Below are 25,884 nucleotides of genomic sequence, written 5' to 3'. Positions count from 1 at the left end.
TGGCGGATCCGACGGCCACTCGGGGCTACTTGCTGAAGTCCGGGACCAGCTTGGCGATCGCCAGCTCGGCGTTGCTCAGGCCCTTGTCGAGGGACTCCTTGCCACCGGCGACCTTGGGCAGTTCGGTGTCCAACGGGCCCCACAGGGAGCTGTATTCGGCGAGCGCCGGGCGCGGCTGGGCGGCGCCGAGGACGCTCTGGTAGCCGGCGATGCCCGGGTCGGCCTTGACGGCGGCGGTGTAGGCGTCGTCGCGGGTCGGCAGCGTCGAGTTCTTCAGCGCGATCGTCGACTGGGAGGCGGCGGAGGTCATGAAGTTGACGAACTTCAGGGCCGCCTTCTGGTGCGCGGAGTCCGAGCCGGCGTAGACCGAGAGGTTGTGACCGCCGGTCGGGGCACCGGACTTGCCGGTGGAGCCGGCCGGGATCGTGGCGATGCCGAGGTTGGACTTGTCCTTGAAGGCCGAGCCCTTGTAGAAGTTCGTGATCTCCCACGGGCCCTGGATGATCGCGGCGACCTTGCCGTTGACGAACGCGTCCTGGATGTGGGCGTAGGCGTCCGCGGTGGTGTCGGCCTTGTGCAGGCCGGTGCCGGAGAAGAGGCTCAGCCAGGTGCCGTAGGCCTTCTTGGCGGCGGCGGAGTCCACGGTGATCTTCTTCGCGGAGGCGTCGACGGTGTCGGTGCCCTCGCCGTAGAGGAAGGTCTGCGCGTAGTACGCCTGGGTGGAGCCCCAGTAGCCGTCGACCTTGGCCTTGGCCTTGATCGTCGCCGCGTCGGTCTTCAACTCGTCCCAGGTGGTGGGCGCCTGGGTGATCCCGGCCTGCTTGAAGAGGGCCTTGTTGTAGACGAGCGCGAGGGTGTCGGTGACCAGCGGCACGCCGTACGTCTTGCCGTCGTACTGGGCCTGCGTGATCAGGTTCGACTTGAACTGGGCCTGGTCCGCGAGGGCTTCGGTGCCGTCGAGCGGCAGGAAGTAGCCCTTCTTCGCGAAGGCGGGGGTCCAGCCGACCTCCGAACGCAGCACGTCCGGGGCCCCCTTGGAGCCGGCGGCGGTGTCGAACTTGTTCTGCGCCTGATCGAAGGGCACGTTGACGTACTTGACCTTGACGTTCTTGTTGGCCGCCTCGAACTTGGCGACCAGGGCCTTGTACGTGGGTGCCTCATTGGTGGCGTTCGAGGTGTCCCACCAGGTGATGGTGACGGGCCCGTCGGACTTGCCGCTGCCACTGTCACTGCCGCCGCAGGCCGTCGCCGCGAGGGCGATGGACGCCACCAGCGCGGTGGCCGCTATGCCACGCCGCATGAGTTCTCCTTGAGGGTGAAAGCCCGTGAGGTGCAGGGAGACGGTCCCGTCCGTCACCCTGTCGACTTGCCGACTGCGCCGTTGCGTCCGCCGGGCGTCGCCGAACGTAACAGCGATGCAAGCGCGGCGAAAGTCCTTGCTGCAAAAAACTGCAAGACCGGCTGAGAGTTACCCGTCCGTGACCTCTCCTCGACCCCTGCGAAACCCAGTACTGGTGCGGCTGAGCGGGCAGGGGGACACTTGTGCAAGACTCTGCAAGCTCTTGCCGCATGCCGTACGTCGACCAGCAGCCGACCAGAACACGAGGGATCGCGATGACGCAGCAACCCGCAGCGCGCCGACGGCCGGTACAGTCCACTCCCGTGACCACACGGCTTGCCGACATCGCCGCCCAGGCGGGGGTGAGCGAAGCGACCGTCAGCCGCGTCCTCAACGGCAAGCCGGGCGTCGCCGCCACCACCCGCCAGTCCGTCCTCGCCGCGCTCGACGTGCTCGGCTACGAACGTCCGGTACGGCTGCGGCAGCGCAGCGAGGGTTTGGTGGGCCTGATAACACCGGAGTTGGAGAACCCGATATTCCCGGCCCTGGCGCAGGTCATCGGCCAGGCGCTGACGCGGCAGGGCTACACACCGGTGCTCGCCACCCAGACCCCGGGCGGTTCCACCGAGGACGAGCTGACGGAAATGCTCGTCGACCGCGGTGTCGCGGGCATCATCTTCGTCTCCGGGCTCCACGCGGACACCTCCGCGGACATGCAGCGCTACGAGCAACTCCGGGCGCAGGGCGTGCCGTTCGTGCTCGTGGACGGCTTCTCGCCGAAAGTGCAGGCGCCGTTCATCTCCCCCGACGACCGCGCGGCGATGACTCTCGCCGTCACCCACCTCGTCTCGCTCGGCCACACCCGCATCGGACTGGCCCTTGGCCCCAAGCGGTTCGTACCCGTACAACGCAAGATCGAGGGCTTCGTCCGCACGATGCAGGACCAACTGGCCCTGACCGCCGAGGACGTGGAGACCCGGCTCGTGCAGCACTCGCTGTACACGCTGGAGGGCGGGCAGGCCGCGGCCGCCGCGCTGATCGACCGCGACTGTACGGCGGTGGTGTGCGCGAGCGACATGATGGCGCTCGGTGCGATCCGGGCGGCCCGGCAGCGGGGGCTCGACGTACCCAAGGACGTCTCGGTGGTCGGTTTCGACGACTCACCGCTGATCGCGTTCACCGACCCTCCCCTGACGACGATCCGCAAGCCTGTCCCGGCGATGGGGCAGGCGGCGGTGCGGACGCTGCTGGAGGAGATCGGCGGGACGCCTGCCCCGCACAGCGAGTTCGTGTTCATGCCGGAGCTGGTGGTGCGTGGGTCGACTGCTTCGGCACCCGGGGACCGGAATCGTCCCTAAGGGGGAGGAAACGCGGCCGCATCCAGTGCGCTGGTAGTAGTCCGGGCGCTCTCCTCGTCGTAGAACATGCGAGCCGGACCCGACCAGGGGATGATCGGTCGCGGAAGCCTTTTCTGGCAGACTTCGTGTCTATGGGTGATACCACCGTGACGACGTTGGAAGGCCGTGAAGAAGCCGTTCCGAGCCCCGTCGCGGACGCCGCGGGGCGGGGTTTTCTGCGCCGGTTGCGCACTCCGCGCCGACCCCGGCTGTGGTTCGAGATCCTGCTGATCGCGGTGAGTTACTGGACGTACTCACAGATCCGCAACGCGGTCCCGGAGCAGCGGTCCGAGGCGCTGCGCAACGCCGACTGGATCTGGCGGGTGGAGCACCATCTCGGCATCGCCGTCGAGCAGTCGGTCAACCACGCCGTGAATTCGGTGACTTGGCTGATCGTCGGCATGAACTACTACTACGCCACACTGCACTTCGTGGTGACGCTGGGTGTCCTGGTGTGGCTGTTCCGCAGTCATCCGGGCCGGTACGCGGCGACCCGCCTGGTCCTCTTCGCGACCACGGCCGTGGCCCTGGTCGGCTACTACTTCTTCCCGCTGGCCCCGCCCCGCCTCATGAACGGCGGCCACTTCGTCGACACGGTCATGGTCCACCAGACCTGGGGTTCGATGGCGTCGGGCGACCTGAAGCACGTGTCGAACCAGTACGCCGCGATGCCGTCCATGCACATCGGCTGGTCCCTGTGGTGCGGCCTGACGATCTTCGCCCTGGCGAAAGTCCCCTGGGTCCGCGTCCTGGGCCTGTTGTACCCGGCGGTGACGCTCATGGTCATCGTCGCCACGGCCAACCACTTCTGGCTCGACGCGGTGGGCGGCATGCTCTGCCTCGCCTTCGGCTTCACGGTCTCCCGCCTGTGGTACGGCGCGTTCCCGTACGCCTTGCCGAGGACGGTGGCGGTACGGGGGGCGGACGGGCTCCTGCTACCCACGAAGGCCTGACCGCTGCGCCGGTTGCGTGGATATGCGGCCGGGTGGATATGCGGCTCCGCCGCGGGGCCGCACTGCCGTCGTTCCGCTGCCGTCGTTCCGCTGCCGCGCCGTCGTGGCTGGTCGCGCCCACGCGGTGGAGCCGCAGATCGACACAGCCCCGCGCCCCTTCAGGGCGCTGCCGAGCCCCAGCGGCTGACATCGCCGGGACCCCGCTCAGCCCACGTCCGCCGCGTCCCGCAGGATGCGCAGGAACGCCCGTAGGGCCGGCTGCGGCGGTGCCGTCTCCCGGACGGCCGCGTGGATGGTCCGCACGGGCTCCGGATCCCGTACGACCCGTACGACCACGTCGGGGTGGCGGCTGCCGAGGCCCAGCCGGGGGATCAGGGCGACCCCGAGGCCCGCCGCGACGAAACCCTGAGCCGTCACGTAGTCCTCGCTCTGGACCGCGAACCGCGGCCGGAACCCCGCCGCCTCGCACGCGTCGAGCTGGGCGTCGAGACACGGCCCCGGCCACTCGCTGCCGACCCACGGCTCCTCGGCCAGATCCCCCAGCTCGACGCTCCGCCGCGCGGCCAGCCGGTGCCCCTTGGGCAGGACGGCGAGATACGGATCGTCGAGCAGCTTCACCAGCCGTACGCCCTCATGGGCCTTTGACACCCCGGACGCCGCGACCACCAGCGCGACATCCGCCCGCCCCTCCTTCACCTCGGGCAGCGGATCCTCAGGGTCGGTGAGCTTCAACTCCAGCTGGACTCCGGGGTGTTCGGCACGGAGGCGGGCCACGGCAGGGGCGACCAGGGCGGCACCGGCGGTGGCGAAATAGCGGACCGTGAGCCGTCCCGTGCGCCCGGCCACCAGGTCCGCCAGCGCCGTCTCCGCCTCGGCGACCTGCCGCCCGATCGCGTCCGCGTACCCGGTGAGCAGCAGCCCGGCCGCCGTGGGCCGCACCCCGCGCCCGACCCGCTCAAGCAACGCGGTCCCGGCCTCCTTCTCCAGCGCCCCGACCTGCTGGCTGACGGCGGAGGGCGTATACCCGAGCCGGGCGGCCGCCGCGGTCACCGACCCATACCCGACCACAGCCCGTAGTACCTGCATGCGTCGCACATCAAGCATGTAGCACAGGTTAACGGTCACTGTAGAATCATTCGCTTGTCCTGTACGGTCCAGCTGCCCGACCGTGGACCCATGCAGCCCGCCTCGACAGTCCGCATGGCCGTGCTCGCCCTCCTGTGGGGGTCGGGCTTCCTCTGGATCAAACTCGCCCTGAACCACGGCCTCTCCCCCGCCCAGATCACGATCACCCGCTGCGCCCTGGGCACCCTGGTGCTCCTGGCCCTGGCCCGTTCGGCCGGCCAGCGCCTGCCCCGCGACCGCGCCACCTGGGGCCGCCTCACGGTGGCCGCCCTGTTCTGCAACGCCATCCCGTTCGCGTTGTTCAGCGTCGGCGAACAGACCGTCGACTCCGGCGTGGCGGGCGTCCTGAACGCCACAACTCCCTTGTGGTCCCTGCTGATCGGCATCGCGCTGGGCACAGACCGCGGCCTGAGCCGAGCCCGCCTGACCGGACTCCTCCTCGGTTTCGCGGGCACGATCCTGATCTTCGCCCCCTGGCACCGCTCGGGCCTGCTCACCTGGGGCGCGCCGGCCCTCCTGGGCGCCGCCGCGAGCTACGCCGGGGCCTTCGCATACATGGCCCGCAAACTCACCACGGGCCAGGCCCCGTTGGCGACGTCGGCGGCCCAACTGATGGCGGCAACAGCTTGGACCACGCTCGCCGTACCGGCCTCCGGCCCGGTACACCCCGACCTGACGGCCCTGCTCGCGGTAACCGCTCTCGGCGTCCTCGGCACAGGCGTGACCTTCTACCTCAACTACCGCCTGATAGCGGACGAGGGCGCGACAAGCGCGGCAACGGTCGGATACTTGCTGCCAGTTGTGTCGGTTTCGTTGGGCGCGGTGCTGCTCAACGAGACAGTAGGCCTACGCGTGATCGCAGGCACGGCAGTAGTCCTTACGGGCGTAGCCCTGACAAGACCCCGCCCAGTGAGGGCTTCTGCTTTTAGGGGCGCGGGGCTGTGACATTTGCGGCTCCGCCGCGCGGGCGCGACCAGCCCCCACCGGGCGGTCAGCCGAAAAGCAACCCTCTAGGCCCCGTAGAACAACACGTCCACCACACCACGCGCCCGCCGAGTAGTACGCCGATAGTCGTCCAGCATGTCCCCCACATGCCCCGGCCCATACCCCAAGTACCGCCCCACGGCAGCCAGTTCACGCGGATCAGAAGGAAACGTATCGCCAGCCCGCCCCCGCACAAGCATCACCGCGTTACGAACCCGCGTAGCCAACACCCAAGCCTCGTCCAGTATCAAAGCGTCCTCAACGGAAATCAGCTCGGCAGCGCAAGCCGCAGCAAGCGCCGCCCGAGTACGCGTCGTACGCAACCCCGGCTCCACCCACCCGTGCTGCAACTGCATCAGCTGCACAGTCCACTCGACGTCGGACAGCCCCCCACGCCCCAACTTGGTATGCAGAGTCGGGTCAGCCCCGCGGGGCAGCCGCTCGGACTCCATACGGGCCTTCAACCGTCGGATCTCCCGTACGGCATCATCGCCCAGCCCCTCCGCCGGGTACCGCAGAGGATCGATCAGCTCGATGAACCGCCGTCCCAACTCCTCGTCCCCGGCGACAGGTTCGGCCCGCAACAACGCCTGCGACTCCCAAACCAGCGACCACCGGCGGTAGTACGCCTCGTAGGACTTCAACGACCGTACGAGCGGGCCCGACTTACCCTCCGGCCGGAGATCCGCGTCGATCAGCAGCGGCGGATCCGAACTGGCCACCTGAAGCAGCCGCCGCATCTCGGAGACGACCTTGTTAGCTGCCTCGGAGGCCTCGCGCTCGGGTACGCCCTCGCGGGGTTCGTGCACGAACAGGACGTCCGCGTCGGAGCCGTAGCCCAGTTCGTGGCCGCCGAAGCGGCCCATGCCGATGACGGCGAATCGGGTGGGGAGGGTGTCGCCCCAGCCCGCGCGGACCACCGCGCGCAGGGTGCCGGCGAGGGTCGCGGCGGTGAGGTCGGAGACCGCGCTGCCGACCCGGTCGACGAGGGCGCCCTGGTCGGCCTCGACGGGCTGGGTCTCGGTGCCGTAGGAGCCGACGATGTCGAAGGCGGCCGTACGGAAGAGTTCGCGGCGGCGGACGCCCCGGGCGAAGGTGACGGCCTGGGCGGCGTCGTCGGCACGGCCGACCGCGGCCAGTATCTCCTGGTCCAGGTGGGCGCGTTCGCGGGGTTCGAGGCCGCTGCCGCCGTCGCCGTCGCCGAGGAGGGCGACCGCTTCGGGGGCGCGCATGAGGAGGTCGGGGGCGAGACGGCCGGCGGAGAGGACCCGGGCGAGGTTCTCGGCGGCGGCGCCCTCGTCCCTCAACAGCCGTAGGTACCAAGGGGTCTTGCCGAGCGCGTCGGACACCTTGCGGAAGTTGAGGAGGCCCGCGTCCGGATCGGCGGAGTCCGCGAACCAGCCCAAGAGGACGGGCAGCAGGGTGCGTTGGATGGCGGCCTTGCGGGTGACGCCGGAGGCGAGGGCCTCGATGTGGCGCAGGGCCGCCGCCGGGTCGCTGTAGCCGAGGGCGACCAGCCGTTCGCGGGCCGCCTGGGGGCTCAACCGGGTTTCGCCGGGGGCGAGTTGGGCGACCGCGTCGAGCAGCGGGCGGTAGAAGAGCTTCTCGTGCAGGCGTCGTACGACGGTGGCGTGGCGCTTCCACTCGCGGTTCAACTCGGCGACCGGGTCGGTGCGCAGGCCCATCGAGCGGCCGAGGCGGCGCAGGTCTGCCTCCTCGACGGGGACGAGGTGGGTGCGGCGCAGCCGGTAGAGCTGGATGCGGTGTTCCATGGTGCGCAGGAAGCGGTAGGCGTCGTCGAGGCGGGCGGCGTCCTCGCGGCCGACGTAGCCGCCGGCGGCGAGGGCCTCAAGGGCGACGAGCGTGGTGCCGCTGCGCAGCGAGGTGTCGGCGCGGCCGTGCACCAACTGCAGGAGCTGGACGGCGAATTCGACATCGCGGAGGCCGCCGGGGGCGAGCTTCAGTTCGCGGTCGATCTCGGCGACGGGGATGTTCTCGACGACACGGCGGCGCATCTTCTGCACGTCGGTGACGAAGTTCTCGCGCTCGGCGGCCTTCCACACGAGGGGTTCGAGCGCGTCGACGTACTCGGCGCCGAGCGCGAGGTCGCCGGCCACCGGGCGAGCCTTGAGCAGGGCCTGGAACTCCCATGTCTTGGCCCAGCGTTGGTAGTAGGCGAGGTGGCTGGCGAGAGTGCGGACCAGCGGGCCGTTGCGGCCCTCGGGGCGCAGGTTGGCGTCGACGGGCCAGATGGACCCCTCGACGGTGGTCTCGGAGCAGATCCGCATCATGTGCGCGGCGAGCTTGGTGGCCGCGCGGACCGCCTTGCCCTCGTCGGCGCCCTCGACGGCCTCGCCGACGAAGATCACGTCGACGTCGGAGATGTAATTCAGCTCGTGGCCACCGCACTTGCCCATCGCGATCACCGCGAGCCGGCACAGCGCGGCGTCGTCGGGCGCGGCGGCACCGGCGATGGCGAGGGCGGCGCGCAGGGTGGCGGTCGCGAGGTCGGCGAGTTCGGCGGCGGTCTGGGCGAGGTCGGTGGTGCCGCACACGTCACGGGCGGCGATGGACAGCAGGCAGCGGCGGTAGGCGACGCGCAGGGCGACCGGGTCGGTGGCCCCGGCCAGGCCGCGCTCGAACTCCTCCACCCCGGGGTGGAGGTCACGCGGCTCGTACATCACGAGGGCGTGCCAGTCGCGCGGGTGCCGGGCGAGATGGTCCCCCAGGGCGGCGGAGGCGCCGAGGACGCCGAGCAGCCGGTCGCGCAAGGGCTTCGCCGCGATCAGGGTGTCCACCAGCTCGCGGCGCGGAGTGTCCTCGGGCTGCGCCTCCAGGAGTCGTACGAGACCCTGAAGGGCCAGGTCGGGGTCGGCGGTGGCGCCCAGGGCCTCCAGCAGGACCGGGTCGTTCCTTATCGGCGCCAGCTCCGCGCTCTCCAGGAGCCGCTCGGCGGCCGAGGGATCGGTGAAGCCGTGCCGCAGCAGTCGCGTGAAGGTGCTGCTCCTGCGCCCCGGCGCCGTCATCCTCGGCCTCCCTCGGATCAAGGTCGTTCGGATCTAGGTCGTAACGTCCCGAGCCTAACCGCAGGTGCGGGCGGTGGCGCCGGGGCGTGCGGCGATGAGTTCCGGAGGGGGGTGGAGTCTGCAGAGGGGAGGACGTACGACTCAGGGAGTAGCCGATGACCTACGGCTCAGGGACTAGGGGTAGCCGATGACCGACAAGAAGCCGATCACCCGTCTCGACCCCCGCTACAGCGACCCGGCGGCCACCGCGACCGACTGGTCCGCGGCCGAGGCTCAGCTCGCGGCGGCCGGGCAGTTCTGGATCTCGACGGTACGGCCGGACGGGCGGCCGCATGTGACGCCCCTGCCCGCGGTGTGGGCGGACGGGGCGCTGCACTTCTGCACCGGGCCCGAGGAGCGCAAGGCGCGCAACCTCGCCGGCAACCCGCAGGTCGTGCTGACGACGGGCACGAGCACCTGGGACAAGGGGTACGACCTGGTCGTCGAGGGTGCGGCCGCGCGGGTCACGGACGAGGGCCGGCTGCGGGAGCTGGCCGCCGCGTGGGAGGCGAAGTACGGCAGCTTCTGGCGCTTCGACGTGCGGGACGGGGCGTTTCATCACGGTTCCGGGTACGCGTACGTCTTCGCTGTGGCGCCCCGCACGGTTTTCGGCTTCGGTAAGGGAGAGCCGTTCAGCCAGACGCGGTGGCGGTTCGAGTGCGTGCCTGACAAAGACGTGCCTGACAAAGGAGTCAAGCCATGGACATGACCCTCGAAGTGATCGTCCTGCCGGTCTCGGACGTGGACCGGGCCAAGGAGTTCTACCGGGACAAGGTCGGCTTCCACGTCGATCTCGACGGTGAGGTGATGGAGGGCGTACGGATCGTGCAGATGACGCCGCCGGGCTCGGGCTGTTCGATCGCGCTGGTCGCCGGGTTGCAGATCCCCACCGGGACACCGCAGCCGGGGACGTACCACGGCATGCAGCTGTGCGTGCAGGACGCCAAGGCGGCCTACGACGAACTGACCGCGCGCGGGCTCGATGTCAGCGAGCCGGTGCAGTTCGCGCCGCAGGACGGGGCGACGTTCATGTACTTCAAGGACCCGGACGGGAACGGCTGGGCGATCCAGGAGTACCGGAAGCGGGCCGCCGAGCCGCTGCACCAGGTGCTGGCCCAAGTGGCGGCGCTCCAGGAGTAGTTCACCAGCGGCAGGAGTAGCTCACCACCGGCAGCAGTTCACCACTTCTTCATCCGCCGGGTTGGGAGCGGTGAGATGCGGGCATTTTGGCGTGTGCATGCTCTGTCCGCACCGTCACCCCGTCCTCCCCCCCACCCGGAGGTAGAAGTGTCCGGCAGTGAAGAAGTGTCCGGCGGTTCCGGCCGTTCCGTGTACCGCCGCAGCCGCGCCGTCGTGGCGTCCGCGCTCGCCTTCTCGGCGGCCGCCGTCGGGGTCTGGACCGGTTTCGGCACCGTCTCGACCGCGCACGCCGCGACCGGGGTACCGACCCCGGACCACGTCGTCGTGGTGGTGATGGAGAACCACGCCTACAGCCAGGTCATCGGCTCCTCCAGTGCCCCCTACATCAACTCGCTCGCGACCGGCGGCGCCGCCCTCACCCAGTCGTACGGGATCACCCACCCGAGCCAGCCGAACTACTTCGCGCTGTTCTCCGGCTCCACCCAGGGCATCACCAGCGACAGTTGCTACACGGCGGGCTTCTCCTCGGCCGCGAACCTCGCCTCCGAGGTGACCGCCGCTGGCGGCACCTGGGCCAGCTACAACGAGACGCTGCCGAGCCAGGGTTCGACGACGTGCAGCAGCGGCAACTACGCGCGTAAGCACAACCCTTGGTTCGGATTCTCCAACGTCGCGACGTCCACGGCGAAGACGTTCACGCAGTTCCCGACGGACTACACGACCCTCCCCGACATCTCCTTCGTCACCCCCAACCTGTGCAGCGACATGCACGACTGCTCGGTGGCGACCGGTGACACCTGGGTGATGAACAACCTCGGCGCGTACGCCACTTGGGCCAAGTCCCACAACAGCCTGCTCGTCGTCACCTTCGACGAGGACAACCTGCTCAGCGGCAACCGCATCCCGACGGTCTTCTACGGCCAGCCGGTGAAGGCGGGTTCGACGTCCTCGACCACGTACAACCACTACAACCTGCTGCGGACCCTGGAGGACTCCCAGGGCCTGACCACCCATGCGGGCAACGCGGCCTCGGCCGCCGACATCACCGGCATCTGGGCGTCCTGAGATGTACGTGGCGGACAGCCGCGCCAACGCCGACCCAAGTGCCGGGAGTACTACGGGTATTGCCCGTAGGACGGCGCGAGTGTCCGCCGCCGTGACGCCCACCGTCTTCGCACTCGGCGCGGTCAGCCTGATCACCGACGTGTCGTCCGAGATGGTGACCGCGGTCCTCCCGCTGTACCTGGTGACGGGCCTCGGCCTGTCACCGCTGGGCTTCGGTCTCCTCGACGGCATCTACAACGGCTTCTCGGCGCTCGTCCGGCTGGCCGGCGGCCACCTCGCCGACCGCGGCGGCGGCCGCCACAAGTGGATCGCGGGCATCGGCTACGGCATCTCGGCGCTCTGCAAGCCGTTGCTCCTGCTCGCCCACACCCTCACCCCGATCGGCCTGATCCTCGCCGCCGACCGCACGGGCAAGGGCCTGCGCACGGCACCCCGAGACGCGCTGATCTCCCTCTCCTCCACCCCGGAGAACCGGGGTCGTGCCTTCGGCGTACACCGCGCGATGGACACCGCGGGCGCGCTGCTCGGCCCGCTGGTGGCGTTCCTGATCCTCCGGGCGACGGTGGACGGCTACGACGCGGTGTTCACGGTGAGCTTCTGCGTGGCGGTCGTCGGCGTCCTGGTGCTGGTGCTGTTCGTGCCGGGATCGTCGTCAACTGCCGCGCCCCGCACAGAGAAAGCCGCACGGGAGAGGGCCGTAGAGGAAAAGGCCGTAGGGGAAAAGGCCGTAGACGAGAAGGCCGTAGCCGAGAAGGCCGTACGCCCCACCCTCCGCGCCGCCTTCGCCCTCCTCGCCCGCCGCGACCTGCGCCGTATCACCGTCTGCGCGCTCCTCCTCGGCCTCGCGACGGTCAGCGACTCCTTCGTCTACCTGTTGCTGCAACGGCGACTCGGCGTCCCCGACCGCTGGTTCGCGCTGCTGCCGCTGGGCACGGCGGCGGCCTTCCTCCTCCTCGCCGTACCCCTCGGCCGGCTCGCGGACCGTGTCGGCCGCTGGCGGGTGTTCCTCGGCGGCCACGGCGCCCTCCTCACGGCGTACGCCTTGTTGCTGACGTCCTGGCACGGCACGGCCCTCCCCTACGCCGTCCTCCTGCTGCACGGCGCCTTCTACGCGGCGACCGACGGCGTGCTGATGGCCGCGGCCTCGGACAGCGTGCCGGAGGAACTGCGGTCGTCGGGGCTCGCGTTGGTGCAGACGGGCCAGGCGGCGGCACGGTTCGTGTGCTCGCTCGGCTTCGGTGCGGCGTGGACGCTGTGGGGCGACCGTACGGCGCTCACGGCGTCGGCGGCGGCGCTGGCGGTCTGCGCGGCGTTCGCGTTCACACTCCGCCCGGGCCGATCAGTTCTGGAGCCTGCCTCATGACCCTGCGCAACCGCCTCCTGGTCCTCCTCGCGGCCGTAGCCGCACTCGCGGCGGTCGCCACGGCCTCGGTCCTGCACGCGTCGGCCCGGGCCGAGCGACGGAACGTGACCCAGCCCGGCGGCCCGAAGATCACCGCGGGCAGGATCACTCTCACCGCACCCGGCACCATGGTGTTCCGCAACATGGCCTGGGGCCCCCACCGCGACGAACTCACCACGGTCCCGGCATCCGACCCCTCCGGCCCCCGCACCGCCGCGGGCGTCAAGTGCCTGCGTTTCTACGCCAGTTCGGGCACGGGGGTCTGTCTCCAGGCGGTCCACGGCACGGTCACGGACACGTACCGCGCGCTGATCCTCGACGCGAACCTCAAGGAGACGGCCCGCTACGACGTCCCCGGCATCCCCTCCCGTGCCCGGGTCTCCCCCACGGGCCACTTCGCCGCGTGGACGGCGTTCGTGGGCGGCGACTCGTATGCCGGGACGAACTTCTCGACGCGGGCGGCGATCGTGGACACACGGACGGGGAAACTGATCCCGACGTTGGAGTCGTTCCGGATCATCAAGGACGGCCACGTCTACCACGCGGCCGACGTCAACTTCTGGGGCGTGACCTTCGCGTCGGACGACCGCACGTTCTACGCGACGCTGGCGACGAAGGGCAGCACCTATCTGGTGCGGGGCGACCTGCGCACGCGCACGGTCACCACGCTCCACACCGACGTCGAATGCCCGTCCCTCTCCCCCGACGGCACGCGCATCGCGTACAAGAAACGCGTCAAGGGCCTCCCGAAAGACGCCCCTTGGCACCTCTACGTCCTCAACCTCCGCACGATGCGCGAGACTTCACTGGCCGAGCCGAGGAGCGTCGACGACCAGGCCGTCTGGCGCGACGACCACACGATCGTCTACGCCATGCCCGGCGACTACGGCGCGGACCTGTACAGCGTCCCCGCGGACGGCACGGGCAGGGCTCGGCGGATCAGCACGGCGGCGGTGTCTCCGGCGTTCCTGAAGTAGCGCACGACAGCTGTGCGACGGCGTTGTGACGGGCAGGTGAACTATGCCCCAGCCGCAGGTCAGCAATTGATTGGCCCCTGAGGAGCAGGTGTCCGAACAACTCCCCGGCGTCGAATCTCGGTGTCAGACGCCCGGCGCACGCTGCCGGCGCACGACGCAGAGGAGACAAGGGTGACGGTCAACGCCGGCACGCGCCGTAGTGGGGATTCCGTGGTCGCACGGAAGAGGACAAGCAAGAAGTGGATGGGGCTGGCGACGCTGGCGCTGGCACCGATGGTGCTGCTCGCGTCCCCCGGGGTCGCCTCGGCGGCGAGCCAGGAGTGCCTTCAGAACTCGGAGAACTCGTCGCACGACATGGCCGGCAACTGGTCCACCGACCACCAGACGCAGTCGGTGAGCGTGCAGCAGGCCAACAACACCTGGCAGGACTGGATATGGCGGGGCCCGACGTTCCAGTGCCCGTGGAACGTCCCGAGCTGCTCGTACGCCTGGCAGCAGTCAAAGACGACGGGCTGGCAGGCGTCGGTCGGTCTCAGCATCAAGATCCCGATCCCCAAGGTCGGCTCGTTCCTCGATGAGATCACCCCCTCCTACAGCCGCACCGGCTCCACCACGACCTCGTACACCTTCACGACCAACCTGAGCCCGGGGCAGTTCGCCCAGCCGATCCAGGTCGTGCAGCGCCGCTGGACGCAGGGCGTCTACCAGGGCATCTACCACTCCACCGGCGCGAAGTGCCTGCCGAGCCCGACCAACCCGAACGGCAAGGCGTTCGAGTACACCTGGTCCCCGAACGAGCGCTGGGGCAGCTGGACGACCAACCTCAAGGTCAGCGACTACGGGACGTACAACGTCTGGAAGTGATCAGTCGGCTTCCGCTGAGGCACCTGGCCGTTCGGCGAGGTGCCTCAGCGGCCCGACCTCTTCCCGCTCCGCCCCGACCAGACCAGACCAGGCCAGACCAGACCAAGCAAAGCCCGACCAGGCCAACCAAGCCCAGAACAACAGGACTTGATCTCCATGACGGTGCGTCGTCGTCTCTTCCGTGCTGCCACCGGTTCCCTCACGGTGCTCGCCTGCGGTCTGCTGGCCGCGTGCGACAACACCGCCCACTCCACGCCGTCGGCCGCGGCCGCCACCACCGCGCCCAGTCCGACACCCTCGATGAAGACACTGCCGCCGTCGCAGCTGTGCACCGTGCTGACCACGGGCGTCGCCCGGCGGATCGTCCCCGACGCCCGGCTCGCGGCCCGGGGCAGCCCCAACAAGGGTGCCGCCCCGGACGTCTGCGACTACACCTCCGCCGACGGCCGCTCGACGCTGTCCCTCACCCCGGCCTCCCGCGCCTACGCCGCGGAACTCTCCGCCGCCCACAACCTGGCCGCGAACCCGTCCTCCGCCGGCATGCGCGACGTACGGGTCGACACGGTGGACGCCCTGGGCCGCCAGGCGTTCCGGGAGACCGCGTACCAGACCCAGGCGAAGCAGCAGCTCACCTTCGTCGTGTGGAACGCGGGGTCCCGGGAGTGGGTCCTGACCCTCGCGACCGTCGCCGGTACCTCGACGACACCGACCACCGTGTCGCACGACACGGTGGTCCAGGTCGCCCGCTCCATCACGGCGAAACTGCCCACGGGCCGGTGAGCGGCCTCCTGCGGAACCGGCTACAGCACCGGCAAGTTCTTCCGCAGCTCGAACGCGGTCACCTCGGACCGGTACTCCTCCCACTCCTGCCGCTTGTTGCGCAGGAAGAAGTCGAAGACGTGCTCGCCCAGAGTCTCGGCGACGAGGTCGCTGCGCTCCATCAGGGTCAACGCCTCACCCAGGTTCTGCGGGAGCGGCTCGATGCCCATCGCGCGGCGTTCCGCGTCGGAGAGGGCCCAGACGTCGTCCTCGGCGCCCGGGGGGAGTTCGTAGCCCTCTTCGATGCCCTTGAGGCCGGAGGCGAGGAGGAGGGCGTAGGCCAGGTACGGGTTCGCGCCCGAGTCCAGGGAGCGGACCTCCACGCGCGCGGAGCCGGTCTTGCCGGGCTTGTACATCGGGACGCGGACCAGGGCGCTGCGGTTGTTGTGGCCCCAGCAGATGTACGAGGGGGCCTCGCCGCCGGCGCCGGCCGTGCGCTCGGAGCCGCCCCAGATGCGCTTGTAGGAGTTGACCCACTGGTTGGTGATGGCGGAGATCTCGCCCGCGTGCTTCAGCAGGCCCGCGATGAAGGAGCGGCCGACCTTGGAGAGCTGGTACTCCGAGCCGGACTCGTAGAACGCGTTCCGGTCTCCCTCGAAGAGGGAGAGGTGCGTGTGCATGCCGCTGCCCGGGTGCTCCGAGAACGGCTTCGGCATGAACGTCGCCTGCACGCCCTGCTCCAGCGCCACCTGCTTCATGACCAGGCGGAACGTCATGATGTTGTCCGCCGTGGAGAGTGCGTCGGCGTAGCGGAGGTCGATCTCCTGCTGGCCGGGGGCGCCCTCGTGGTGGGAGAACTCGACCGAGATGCCCATCGACTCCAGCATGGTGATCGCCTGGCGGCGGAAGTCCATGCCCACGTTCTGCGGGGTGTGGTCGAAGTAGCCGGAGTTGTCGGCGGGCGTCGGGCGCGAGCCGTCCAGCGGGCGGTCCTTCAGGAGGAAGAACTCGATCTCCGGGTGGGTGTAGAAGGTGAAGCCCAGGTCGGAGGTCTTGGCGAGGGCACGCTTCAGGACGTAGCGCGGGTCCGCGAAGGACGGAGAGCCGTCCGGCATGAGGATGTCGCAGAACATGCGGGCCGTGCCGGGGGCCTCCGCCCGCCACGGCAGGACCTGGAAGGTGGAGGGGTCCGGCTTGGCGATCATGTCGGACTCGTAGACCCGGGCGAAGCCCTCGATCGCGGAGCCGTCGAAGCCGATGCCCTCGTCGAAGGCCTGTTCCAGCTCGGCGGGGGCCACGGCGACGGACTTGAGGAAGCCCAGCACGTCCGTGAACCACAGCCGTACGAACCGGATGTCGCGCTCCTCCAACGTCCGGAGCACGAACTCCTGCTGCTTGTCCATCTTCCGCTTCCCCATCCTTGCTGGTCAGGCCGCCTGTCCTCGTACCGCAGGAGGCGGTCGGGCACCTGAGCATCCCACCACAACACCATTTCGTGCGCGTTGCCGACCATGATCGGCAGGCCGACCTCGGGCTGAACGGCTCGCGTACGGCAGGTGTCCTGCGCTGTTGCGCCTCTTGTGACCATCTTGCCTGCTCGGACTGACATTCGTAATGCCTGGTCCGGGGGTGACCCTGGTGTTCCCCCGACTTTGCTGTGGGCGCCCTACGAGAACGTGTTTCCGCCCACTACGATCGGCACGCCCGACCTTCCTGTCCCTTCCCCGTCCCTTCCCCCAAAAAGGACACATACCTCATGGGTTCCGCCAAGAACACCGGTACCGCGGCGCGCAAGGCCCGCATCGAGGAGATGCGGCGCGCCGAGCAGTCCCGCGAGCGACGCGCCCGGATCGTGAAGATCGCGGCGAGCGCGGTGGTCGTAGCCGGTCTCGTCGTCGGCGGGGTCGCGGTCGTGCACGCGCAGTCCGGCAAGAAGGACAGCTCGGCGAGCGACTCGAAGAACTCCGCTTCGGGTCACTTCGTCGCGGGCGCGGACGGTGTGAACACCTGGAAGGGCACGCTGGGCCGTACCCACGTCACGGGCACGGTGAACTACCCGATGCACCCGCCGGTGGGCGGCAACCACAACCCGGTCTGGCTGAACTGCAACGGCGACGTGTACACCAAGTCCGTCAAGGACGAGAACGCGGTGCACGCGCTGGAGCACGGCGCGGTCTGGGTGACGTACAACAAGAAGGCCTCGGCGGCCGACGTCAAGGCGCTCGCGGCCAAGGTGAAGTCGACGCCGTACTCGCTGATGAGCCCGTACGACAGCCAGAAGGACCCGATCATGCTGTCGGCGTGGGGGCACCAGCGGACCGTGAAGAGCGCGAGCGACCCGGACGTGAACACGTTCTTCGAGAAGTTCGTCCAGGGCAGCCAGACGCCGGAGCCGGGCGCCGCGTGCACTGGCGGGCTGTCGCAGTGAGGTCCGCGGCTCTGATCGCCGGGGCCGCGGCGACGGCGCTCGTCGCGGCCGGCGCGATCACGTACGCGGTCGCCGAGGACGGCGGCGGGTCCAGCGACCCGCCTGCTCCTACGGCCGATTCGGCCGACGGGGGCTTCGCGCGGGACATGGCGGTCCATCACCAGCAGGCCGTCGAGATGTCGTACATCGTGCGGGACCGTACGAAGAACGTGGAGGTACGGCGCCTCGCCTACGACATCGCGCAGACGCAGGCCAATCAACGGGGCATGCTGCTGGGGTGGTTGGACCTGTGGAACCTTCCGAAGGTGTCGGCCGATCCGCCGATGACCTGGATGGGCATGGGTGACATGGCGTCCGGCAAGGACGGCGCGCTGATGCCGGGGATGGCGACCAACACCGAGCTGAAGAAGCTGAACACGCTGAGCGGCAAGCCCGCCGAGGTGTTCTTTCTCCAGCTCATGACGGACCACCACAAGGGCGGTATCCACATGGCCGAGGGGTGTGTGGAGAAGTGCCGGGTGGGGGTGGAGAAGCGGCTGGCGCAGGGGATGGTGGACGCGCAGCAGTCGGAGATCCAGTTGATGGCCGACATGCTCAAGGAGCGTGGCGCAAAAGCGCGTTCGTAAAGCATCCCCGGTCGTTCGTTACACGCCTGTAAGGAAAAAAGCCCCAATTCGCCCTGGATGAAGGTTCCTTGGGGTTCTCTTGACTTTCGCGTTCCCCTGGCATGAACGGTTCATCGAAAGAGTGGCCCCACGTGTGATCCATCCCGGACCCTCCCGCCGCGGGTTCCGTACGGATCGACGACGACCAACCACTCCATGCGTCGAACCGCATAGCAGGGGGTTTTATGAGATCCAATCGCGCCACCAGGCGCGCCGGGGTGAGCATGGCAGCGACACTGCCCATGATCGCCGGTGCGCTGGCGCTCGGCATACCCGCGGCGCACGCCGCGGACAGCCCGGGCCGGGACACGCTCGCGGGCACCAAGCCCGCGTGGGCGACGGCCAAGGCGGACAAGGGAGCGACCTCCGACAGCTCCCAGGTCTCCGCCCGGGTCTATCTCGCCGGCCGGGACGCCTCCGGCCTCGCGGCGTACGCCAAGTCCGTCTCGGACCCGAGTTCGGCCCTGTACGGCAAGTACCTGAGCGCCGCTCAGGTGCAGCAGCGCTTCGGCGCCACGACGGCCCAGGTGACCGCCGTCAAGTCCTGGCTGAAGTCCGCCGGGCTGAAGGTCACCGGCACCACGCAGCACTACGTCACGGTCTCCGGTGACGTGGCCGCGGTCGAGAAGGCGTTCAGCACCTCGCTGCACAACTACTCGAAGGGCTCGAAGACCTACCGCGCCCCGTCGAAGACGGCCTCCGCGCCGGACAGCCTCAACGGTGCCGTCCTGACCGTGACCGGTCTGGACAACGCGCCGCACACGGCGAGCCACGACGACACGCTGCCGGGTCCGGACGCGGTGTTCAAGAACTCCGGGCCGTTCTCCTCGTACTACGGCTCGAACACCGCGACCACGCTGCCCTCCGCCTACGGCCAGAAGATCCCGTACGCGATCCAGGGCTACACCGGCAAGCAGCTGCGTGCCGCCTACGGCGCGGGCAAGTACACGGGCAAGGGGGTGCGGGTCGCGATCACCGACGCGTACGCCTCCCCGACGATCGCCTACGACGGGGCCACGTACGCGAAGGCCCACGGCGACGCGAAGTACACCACCAGCACGCTCAGGCAGGTGCTCCCCGCGAACTACACCAAGACGGTGGAGTGCGGGGCGGCCGGCTGGTACGGCGAGGAGACCCTCGACGTCGAGGCCGTGCACGCGGTGGCGCCGGACGCGAACATCACGTACGTGGGTGCCGCGTCCTGCTACGACGACGATCTGCTCGACTCGCTCAGCAAGGTCGTCGACAACCACCTGGCCGACATCGTCTCCAACTCGTGGGGCGACATCGAGGCCAACCAGACCCCGGACCTCGCGGCCGCGTACGACCAGGTGTTCCAGCTGGGCGCGGTCGAGGGCATCGGCTTCTACTTCTCCTCCGGTGACAACGGCGACGAGGTCGCCAACACCAAGGTGAAGCAGGTCGACACCCCGGCCAACTCGGCGTGGGTGACGGCGGTCGGCGGTACCTCGCTGGCTGTCGGCAAGGGCGACAAGTACCTGTGGGAGACCGGCTGGGGCACCGAGAAGGCCTCGCTGTCGGCCGACGGCAAGAGCTGGACCAGCTTCCCCGGCGCCTTCACCTCGGGCGCGGGCGGCGGCACCAGCAAGACGGTGGCCGAGCCCTTCTACCAGAAGGGTGTCGTCCCGAAGGCGCTCGCCACGGCCAACAGCGCCACCGGCAACCGCGTCGTCCCGGACATCTCGGCGATCGCCGACCCGAACACCGGTTTCAAGGTCGGCCAGACGCAGACCTTCCCCGACGGTTCGGAGCAGTACAGCGAGTACCGGATCGGCGGCACCTCGCTCGCCTCCCCGGTGATCGCGGCGGTCCAGGCCCTGGCCCAGGAGGCGCGCGGCGGCAAGGCGATCGGTTTCGCCAACCCGTCGATCTACTCCAAGTACGGCACGAAGGCCTACCACGACGTGACCGACAACCCGACGGGCTCCGGCCTGGCGGTGGCGCGCGTCGACTTCGCCAACAGCTTCGACGCCTCCGAAGGCCTGCTGACCTCGGTCCGCAGCCTCGGCAAGGACAGCTCGCTGTCCGCGGTGAAGGGCTATGACGACGTGACCGGCGTGGGCACGCCGGCGGACGGCTACGTCGCGTCGTACGTACCGCAGAAGTCGCACCGGAACCACTGATCCACAGAGCGGTTCAGCAGAGGGGCGTGGGGTTCTTACGGACCTCACGCCCCTTTGCGTTGCGCATTCTTCAAGCAGGCGCAACGCACGGGGAAAGGGGCGGTCTCCGTATGGTCATCACAGGTCACCGGCCCTATGCGTGAAGATCCCCTGGAGATACGGTCAGGGCGCAGCGGTTGACGGGGGAATGACAACTTGGCCTCGCGGGCCGCCGCACCAGTTCGTACGGGGGGCAGTCTTCGAGAGCCGGAGCAGGCCGAACACCTTCGAGTCGCGACGCCGAGGTCGCCGTCCGCCACGCGGATCAGCCGACCCCCCGTTCACCCTTGACCACCGAACGGGGATGTCATGTCACACAGCACTGTACGTTCGAGACCCGCGGCCCAAGTGTCGCGCGCCGTCCTGCTGTTGCTCGCCCTGCTGGTCGGCGTGCTGGTGGCTCCCGGCCGTGCCGAGGCCGTCATCTGCCCCGGGGCGACGACCGACCAGACTCCGATCGTGGTGGAGCCCGAGTCCGCGAACTCCACCACCACGACCCCGGTGCTGTCGACGGTTCTTGAGACGTACAACGGCGTCGGCAGCATCAGCGGCTCGCTGTTCGTCACCGACAGCTCGGGCAACGCGGTGGCCGGCACGCCGATGGCCACCGGCACCGTCCTCTCGGGCCAGCGCCTCACCTACCAGGTGCCCGCGGGCGCGCTGAGCATCGGGGCAACGTACAAGTGGTGGGTCACCGCGTCGATCTCGGCCTGCGTGCACGCCAGCAGCGGCGCGATCAGCTTCACCCCCACCACCTCCACGTCCTCGCCCGGGACGACGACGGGGCCCGACTCGGTGACCATCACCGGTTCGTCGCTGACCGCGGAGACGGCGAAGAGCGACTCCACCGCGTGCTCCGGCTCGCCGTGCCCGCTCTCGCAGAACCCCGCCACGCTGGAGGTCGGAGGGGACGGCACCTCGCACTGGGTGTCGGCGCTCAGACCGGACCTGTCGGCCGTCCCCGCCGGATCCACCATCGACAGCGCCACCCTCGACCTGACGTCCACCGCCTGCCTGGGCGGCTGCGCCGGCGACACCCTGAACATCGGGCTGGCACAGGACAGCGTGACCGCGCAGACCGACGGCACGTCGCTCGCCGCGGTCAGCACCACCCTGACCGCGAGCGGCACCGAGTCGGTGGGCGCCTACGACATCACGCCGCTGGTCGCGGAGTGGGCCAACGGCGATGTCGCCGACGACGGCATCCTGCTGTCGGCGTCGGACGAGGCGACCGCGACCTCCGGGGAGGGCTACGCCGGTCCGACCGCGGCCTCCGGGGCGGCGTCGATCAAGGTGACGTACACCCCGCCCGCCGTGCCGAGCGCCCCCACCTCGCTGACGACGACCGCAGGTGACGGCGGTGTCCTCGTGGCCTGGGCCGCACCGGCTTCGACGGGCTACGTCGAGGGGGAGAACGCCACGGACAACGTCGACCCCGGCGACGGCATCTCCTCGTACACCGTCAGCGCGGTCAACGCCGCCGGCAGCACCGTGGCCACGGCGAACACGTCCACCACCACCGAGGCCCTGCTCACCGGTCTGACCGACGGGACGAGCTACACCGTCAAGGTCACCGCCACCAACCCGGTGGGCACCGGACCGGCGGCCAGTGCCACAGGGGTCAGCCCCGAGGCGGTGCCCGGCGGGCCCGCCCAGTACATCCAGGCGGCCGGCCAGATGCTGAACGCCCGCGACGGACTGCAGAAGGGCACCTACACCACGTCCACCGCCGCACTGGCCTCGGACTCCTACTCGGCCTACGTGTCCACCTGGCTCGGCTACGAGTCCACCGCCGACGCCGGCGTGCACACCGCGGAGGCCGCGAACAGCGAGTCGGAGACCAGCGACACCACGGCCCTGTCGAACTCCCTCGCCGCCCTCTCGGCGGACGGCGGCACGGTGACCGTCTACACCACCGCGGACGAGACCTTCACTACCGTCGACACCAGGACCGGCACCACGGACACCGTCCCCGGCGAGGCGATCGACCAGGACGCGTACACCTTCAGCGTCACCGGCACCGTGCCGCAGATCTCCCAGGCGGCCGACGCCGACGCCCTCGTCAAACCGGTGACCGCCGCCTCCGAGATCACCGCCTACTCCGCCACCCTCGACGGAACGCCCGCGAGCACGTCGTCCGCCCTGGCCACCAGCTCCAGTACCGGATACTTCACCGCCGGCACCGAGACGGTCAGCGCGTCAAGCGGCCACTGGGCCAACCTCTCCGGCGTCGTCGCCTGGGCGAACAAATGGTACGACGGCACATACAACGGCTTCTCGGACGACTGCACCGACTTCGCCTCCCGCGCCCTCCACTACGGCGGCAAGCTGAGCGAGAACACGCCGAGTGTTCCGCCGGCGCACCACTCCGACGACCACTACTGGTTCCAGTCGCACGGCCTCCTCGGGGCGACCACCAGCTACTCGTGGGCGGGCGCCTACCACCAGGCGAACTTCCAGAACATCGAAGGCTCGTACTTCTACGGCTACGCCCTGAACGCCTCCCCGGGCGATCTGATCTTCGCGAACTGGTCGGGCGGCTCGTTCTCCGGGATCTCCCACACCGGCGTCATCGTGAAGAACGACGGTGGCAACCTCTACATCGACCAGCACTCCAACACCCGGAAGAACGAACCGCTGCTCAAGGACGGCAGCCAGAAGACCTGGGCCTCCGGCCACCCCAACCTGCACGTGTGGATCGTGTCTCCGCACACCAAGTTCTGAAGCCCGGAGAAAGAGAGGAGCGGACGTGAACGCATTCAGGCCCGCCCGCCCGCGCGCGGTGGCGGTCACGGCCGTCGCCCTGCTGGCGGCCGGCTGCTCGGTGCACTCCCCGTCGACGCAGACCCCGCACGTACTGCTGACCAGCGGCGTCTACCAGGGCAACGCCTGGTCGGTGTACGCCTGGCAGCAGGGCGGGCAGCTGTGCATGGAGGTCGACGGGCCCGGCGGGCCCACAGCTTCCGGGGGACCGGACGCCGGGGCGTGCGGGTTCGACGAGAAGAACCCGTCGTCGGGCTACTACGCCAGTGGTCCGGGGCCCGGTGACAGCGACATCAACTACGGGCCGCTGCCCTCGCGCGCCACCCAGATCCGGGTGGCGACCAAGGAGATCCTGCCGACCGAGCCGTTCCCGGCCGGCAAGCAGCTGCCCGCCGGTCGCTACTGGATCCAGATCATCCCGAAGGACTGGCCGCTCCCCGCGAACGGCAAGGAGATGTCGCCCAAGCCGCTGGACGCCTCGGGCCGACAGGTCGCGTACCAGGACTTCTGACGCGACGGGAAGGGACGACGGGGCGGCGTGGGGTGCACCACACCTCACGCCACCCCATTGCGTCGCCCTGACGATTACAGGCGATTACAGTGGACCCCGTGCCTCCACTGAACTTCTGGTCGATCTATCAGCACGGCTTCGCCCGCGTCGCCGCCTGCACGGGCCACACCGTGATCGCGGACCCGCACGCCAACGCCGAGGCCGTCCTGCGCCACGCCCGCCGGTGCGACGAGGAGGGCGTCGCCGTCGCCGTCTTCGCCGAGATGGGCCTGTGCGGCTACTCCATCGAGGACCTGCTCCTCCAGGACGTCCTCCTGGACCAGGTCGAGGAGGCGCTGCGGGACGTGGTGACGGGGTCGGCGGACCTGTTGCCGGTGCTGGTCGTCGGCGCCCCGCTGCGCCACCGCAACCGGATCTACAACTGCGCGGTGCTGGTGCACCGGGGCCGGGTCCTGGGTGTCGTACCGAAGTCGTATCCCCCGAACTACCGCGAGTTCTACGAGCGCCGCCAGATCGCCGATGGCGCGGACGAGCGCGGCGGTTCGATCCAACTCGGCGGTGAGAGCGTGCCGTTCGGGGTGGATCTGCTGTTCGCGGCGCAGGACGTACCGTCCCTCGTGCTGCACGCGGAGATCTGCGAGGACATGTGGGTGCCGGTGCCGCCGAGCGCCGAGGCCGCCCTCGCGGGCGCGACGGTCCTCGTCAACCTCTCCGGCAGCCCGATCACGGTCGGCCGCGCCGAGGACCGCAAACTGCTCTGCCGCTCGGCGTCCGCCCGCTGCCTCGCCGCGTACGTCTACGCCGCGGCCGGCCTCGGCGAGTCGACGACCGACCTGTCCTGGGACGGCCAGGCGATGATCTACGAGAACGGCGCGCTGCTGGCCGAGACGGAACGCTTCCCGCTGGGCGACGAGTACGCGGTGGCCGACGTCGACCTGGACCTGCTGCGGCAGGAGCGGCAGCGGATGGGCACGTTCGACGACAACCGCCGTACGCACAGGGCTAGGACGGCCGACTTCCGCACGGTTTCCTTCGAACTCGCCCCGCCGCTCACGGACTTGGGACTCCGCCGGCGCCTGGAGCGCTTTCCGTTCGTGCCGGCCGACGCGGAGCGCCTCGCGCAGGACTGCTACGAGGCGTACAACATCCAGGTGGAGGGCCTCCAGCAGCGGCTCGCGGCGATCGGCGGCCCGAAGGTCGTCATCGGGGTCTCCGGCGGCCTCGACTCGACGCACGCGCTGATCGTCGCCGCGCGGGCGATGGACCGCGCGGGGCGCCCGCGCAGCGACATCCTGGCGTGGACGCTGCCCGGTTTCGCGACCAGCGACCACACCAAAGACAACGCCCACGCGCTGATGCGGGCGATCGGCGTCACGGCGGCCGAGCTGGACATCACGCCGACGGCACGGCTGATGCTGAAGGAGATGGACCACCCCTTCGCCTCCGGCGAGCCGGTCTACGACGTCACCTTCGAGAACGTCCAGGCCGGCCTGCGCACGGACTACCTGTTCCGCCTCGCCAACCAGCACAACGGCATCGTGCTCGGCACCGGCGACCTCTCGGAACTGGCGCTCGGCTGGTCCACGTACGGCGTCGGCGACCAGATGAGCCACTACAACGTCAACTCCGGCGTCCCGAAGACCCTCATCCAGCACCTCATCCGCTGGGTCGTCAGCAGCGACCAGTTCGACGAGGAGACCGGCAAGATCCTCACCGCGATCCTCGACACGGAGATCAGTCCGGAGCTGGTACCGGGCGAGGAGATGCAGTCGACGGAGTCGAAGATCGGCCCGTACGCGCTGCACGACTTCACACTGTTCCACGTGCTCAGGTACGGCTTCCGCCCGTCGAAGATCGCGTTCCTGGCGTGGCATGCGTGGCACGAGGTGGGGACGGGGGCGTGGCCGCCTGGGTTCCCCGAGGCCAAGCGGGTCGCGTACGACCTTCCCGAGATCCGGCGTTGGCTTGAGGTGTTCTGCCGGCGCTTCTTCGGGTTCGCGCAGTTCAAGCGCTCGGCGATGCCCAATGGGCCGAAGGTTTCGGCGGGGGGTTCGCTGTCGCCTCGGGGGGACTGGCGGGCACCGTCGGACGGGTCGGCCACGGCTTGGCTGCGGGATCTGGCGCGGTTCGACTAGGGCCTGTCCGGCGGATCAGGTCGCAGGAAATCGGCGGTGCCTGATCAGCGCCGGTGAGCGGGGCGTGGTGCGTGCAGCTGCAAGGCGGAGGAGGGCGGCGACGCGGAGCGTCGGCAACCGACGACAACG

Annotated in this window: 20 protein-coding genes; 16 read left to right on the top strand and 4 right to left on the bottom strand. The window is 69.6% G+C overall.

Going from position 1 to position 25,884, the window contains the following annotated elements; translation table 11 throughout:
- Nucleotides 1-25: 25 nt before the first annotated feature.
- The gene (locus tag AC31A1_RS06920) at nucleotides 26-1,300 is read right to left on the bottom strand and encodes an extracellular solute-binding protein (protein WP_489652362.1); all 1,275 of its coding nucleotides are present in this window, start codon (nucleotides 1,298-1,300) and stop codon (nucleotides 26-28) included.
- A gap of 362 nt (nucleotides 1,301-1,662) precedes the next feature.
- Here AC31A1_RS06920 and AC31A1_RS06915 point away from each other — a divergent pair, with 362 nt between their 5' ends.
- Together AC31A1_RS06915 and AC31A1_RS06910 are read left to right on the top strand one after the other, a co-directional pair.
- Complete coding sequence (locus AC31A1_RS06915; protein ID WP_318015932.1) at nucleotides 1,663-2,697, top strand: LacI family DNA-binding transcriptional regulator; 1,035 nt, start codon at nucleotides 1,663-1,665, stop codon at nucleotides 2,695-2,697.
- Nucleotides 2,698-2,828: 131 nt separating this feature from the next.
- Nucleotides 2,829-3,689: a phosphatase PAP2 family protein gene (locus AC31A1_RS06910; RefSeq protein WP_489652361.1), complete on the top strand. Its 861-nt coding sequence runs from the start codon at nucleotides 2,829-2,831 to the stop codon at nucleotides 3,687-3,689.
- Nucleotides 3,690-3,893: 204 nt separating this feature from the next.
- Here the strand turns inward: AC31A1_RS06910 and AC31A1_RS06905 are convergent, their stop codons facing one another.
- Nucleotides 3,894-4,793 carry a LysR family transcriptional regulator gene (locus AC31A1_RS06905; RefSeq protein WP_489652360.1) on the bottom strand — a complete coding sequence of 300 codons (900 nt, stop codon included), beginning with the start codon at nucleotides 4,791-4,793 and terminating at the stop codon, nucleotides 3,894-3,896.
- 72 nt (nucleotides 4,794-4,865) lie between these two features.
- Here AC31A1_RS06905 and AC31A1_RS06900 point away from each other — a divergent pair, with 72 nt between their 5' ends.
- The gene (locus AC31A1_RS06900; RefSeq protein ID WP_489652359.1) at nucleotides 4,866-5,759 is read left to right on the top strand and encodes a DMT family transporter; all 894 of its coding nucleotides are present in this window, start codon (nucleotides 4,866-4,868) and stop codon (nucleotides 5,757-5,759) included.
- Between the two features lie 65 nt (nucleotides 5,760-5,824).
- Here the strand turns inward: AC31A1_RS06900 and AC31A1_RS06895 are convergent, their stop codons facing one another.
- On the bottom strand, nucleotides 5,825-8,824 hold the full coding sequence (locus AC31A1_RS06895) for a bifunctional [glutamine synthetase] adenylyltransferase/[glutamine synthetase]-adenylyl-L-tyrosine phosphorylase (protein ID WP_489652358.1): 3,000 nt from the start codon (nucleotides 8,822-8,824) through the stop codon (nucleotides 5,825-5,827).
- 187 nt (nucleotides 8,825-9,011) lie between these two features.
- Between AC31A1_RS06895 and AC31A1_RS06890 the strand changes: the two genes are divergently transcribed.
- From AC31A1_RS06890 to AC31A1_RS06860, 7 genes are all read left to right on the top strand, one after another.
- A complete protein-coding gene (locus AC31A1_RS06890) occupies nucleotides 9,012-9,572 on the top strand; it encodes a pyridoxamine 5'-phosphate oxidase family protein (protein WP_489652357.1) in 561 nt (186 codons plus the stop codon).
- Nucleotides 9,563-10,003, top strand: coding sequence for a VOC family protein (locus tag AC31A1_RS06885; RefSeq protein WP_489652356.1), 441 nt, complete (start codon nucleotides 9,563-9,565; stop codon nucleotides 10,001-10,003). Before AC31A1_RS06890 ends, AC31A1_RS06885 begins: the two co-directional genes overlap by 10 nt.
- Before the next feature lie 189 nt (nucleotides 10,004-10,192).
- The gene (locus AC31A1_RS06880; RefSeq protein WP_489652377.1) at nucleotides 10,193-11,068 is read left to right on the top strand and encodes an alkaline phosphatase family protein; all 876 of its coding nucleotides are present in this window, start codon (nucleotides 10,193-10,195) and stop codon (nucleotides 11,066-11,068) included.
- Nucleotide 11,069: 1 nt separating this feature from the next.
- Nucleotides 11,070-12,431: an MFS transporter gene (locus AC31A1_RS06875; protein WP_489652355.1), complete on the top strand. Its 1,362-nt coding sequence runs from the start codon at nucleotides 11,070-11,072 to the stop codon at nucleotides 12,429-12,431.
- Nucleotides 12,428-13,447, top strand: coding sequence for a TolB family protein (locus tag AC31A1_RS06870; protein WP_489652354.1), 1,020 nt, complete (start codon nucleotides 12,428-12,430; stop codon nucleotides 13,445-13,447). Before AC31A1_RS06875 ends, AC31A1_RS06870 begins: the two co-directional genes overlap by 4 nt.
- Nucleotides 13,448-13,618: 171 nt before the next feature.
- Entirely contained in the window at nucleotides 13,619-14,311 is a 693-nt protein-coding gene (locus AC31A1_RS06865) for a hypothetical protein (RefSeq protein WP_489652353.1), read from the top strand.
- Nucleotides 14,312-14,467: 156 nt separating this feature from the next.
- Nucleotides 14,468-15,091, top strand: coding sequence for a hypothetical protein (locus AC31A1_RS06860; protein ID WP_489652352.1), 624 nt, complete (start codon nucleotides 14,468-14,470; stop codon nucleotides 15,089-15,091).
- A gap of 20 nt (nucleotides 15,092-15,111) precedes the next feature.
- Here AC31A1_RS06860 and glnA read toward each other — a convergent pair whose 3' ends face one another.
- Nucleotides 15,112-16,473 (bottom strand): type I glutamate--ammonia ligase, encoded by a 1,362-nt coding sequence (gene glnA / locus AC31A1_RS06855; protein ID WP_019064820.1) that lies wholly within the window; start codon nucleotides 16,471-16,473, stop codon nucleotides 15,112-15,114.
- Nucleotides 16,474-16,826: 353 nt separating this feature from the next.
- Here glnA and AC31A1_RS06850 point away from each other — a divergent pair, with 353 nt between their 5' ends.
- From AC31A1_RS06850 to AC31A1_RS06825, 6 genes are all read left to right on the top strand, one after another.
- A complete protein-coding gene (locus tag AC31A1_RS06850) occupies nucleotides 16,827-17,498 on the top strand; it encodes a thioredoxin-like domain-containing protein (protein WP_489652351.1) in 672 nt (223 codons plus the stop codon).
- On the top strand, nucleotides 17,495-18,124 hold the full coding sequence (locus tag AC31A1_RS06845) for a DUF305 domain-containing protein (RefSeq protein WP_489652350.1): 630 nt from the start codon (nucleotides 17,495-17,497) through the stop codon (nucleotides 18,122-18,124). The genes AC31A1_RS06850 and AC31A1_RS06845 overlap by 4 nt, the downstream gene beginning before the upstream one ends.
- A 263-nt stretch (nucleotides 18,125-18,387) precedes the next feature.
- A complete protein-coding gene (locus tag AC31A1_RS06840) occupies nucleotides 18,388-20,307 on the top strand; it encodes a S53 family peptidase (RefSeq protein WP_489652349.1) in 1,920 nt (639 codons plus the stop codon).
- Between the two features lie 348 nt (nucleotides 20,308-20,655).
- Nucleotides 20,656-23,070 carry a DNRLRE domain-containing protein gene (locus AC31A1_RS06835; RefSeq protein WP_489652348.1) on the top strand — a complete coding sequence of 805 codons (2,415 nt, stop codon included), beginning with the start codon at nucleotides 20,656-20,658 and terminating at the stop codon, nucleotides 23,068-23,070.
- Nucleotides 23,071-23,095: 25 nt separating this feature from the next.
- On the top strand, nucleotides 23,096-23,620 hold the full coding sequence (locus AC31A1_RS06830) for a hypothetical protein (protein ID WP_489652347.1): 525 nt from the start codon (nucleotides 23,096-23,098) through the stop codon (nucleotides 23,618-23,620).
- 98 nt (nucleotides 23,621-23,718) lie between these two features.
- Nucleotides 23,719-25,755: an NAD(+) synthase gene (locus tag AC31A1_RS06825; RefSeq protein WP_489652346.1), complete on the top strand. Its 2,037-nt coding sequence runs from the start codon at nucleotides 23,719-23,721 to the stop codon at nucleotides 25,753-25,755.
- Nucleotides 25,756-25,884: the final 129 nt, after the last annotated feature.

The organism is Streptomyces sp. P5F9 (genome assembly GCF_057961495.1).
Note: the sequence above shows the minus strand (reverse complement) of the source record. Positions and strands in the feature narration are given on the sequence as shown.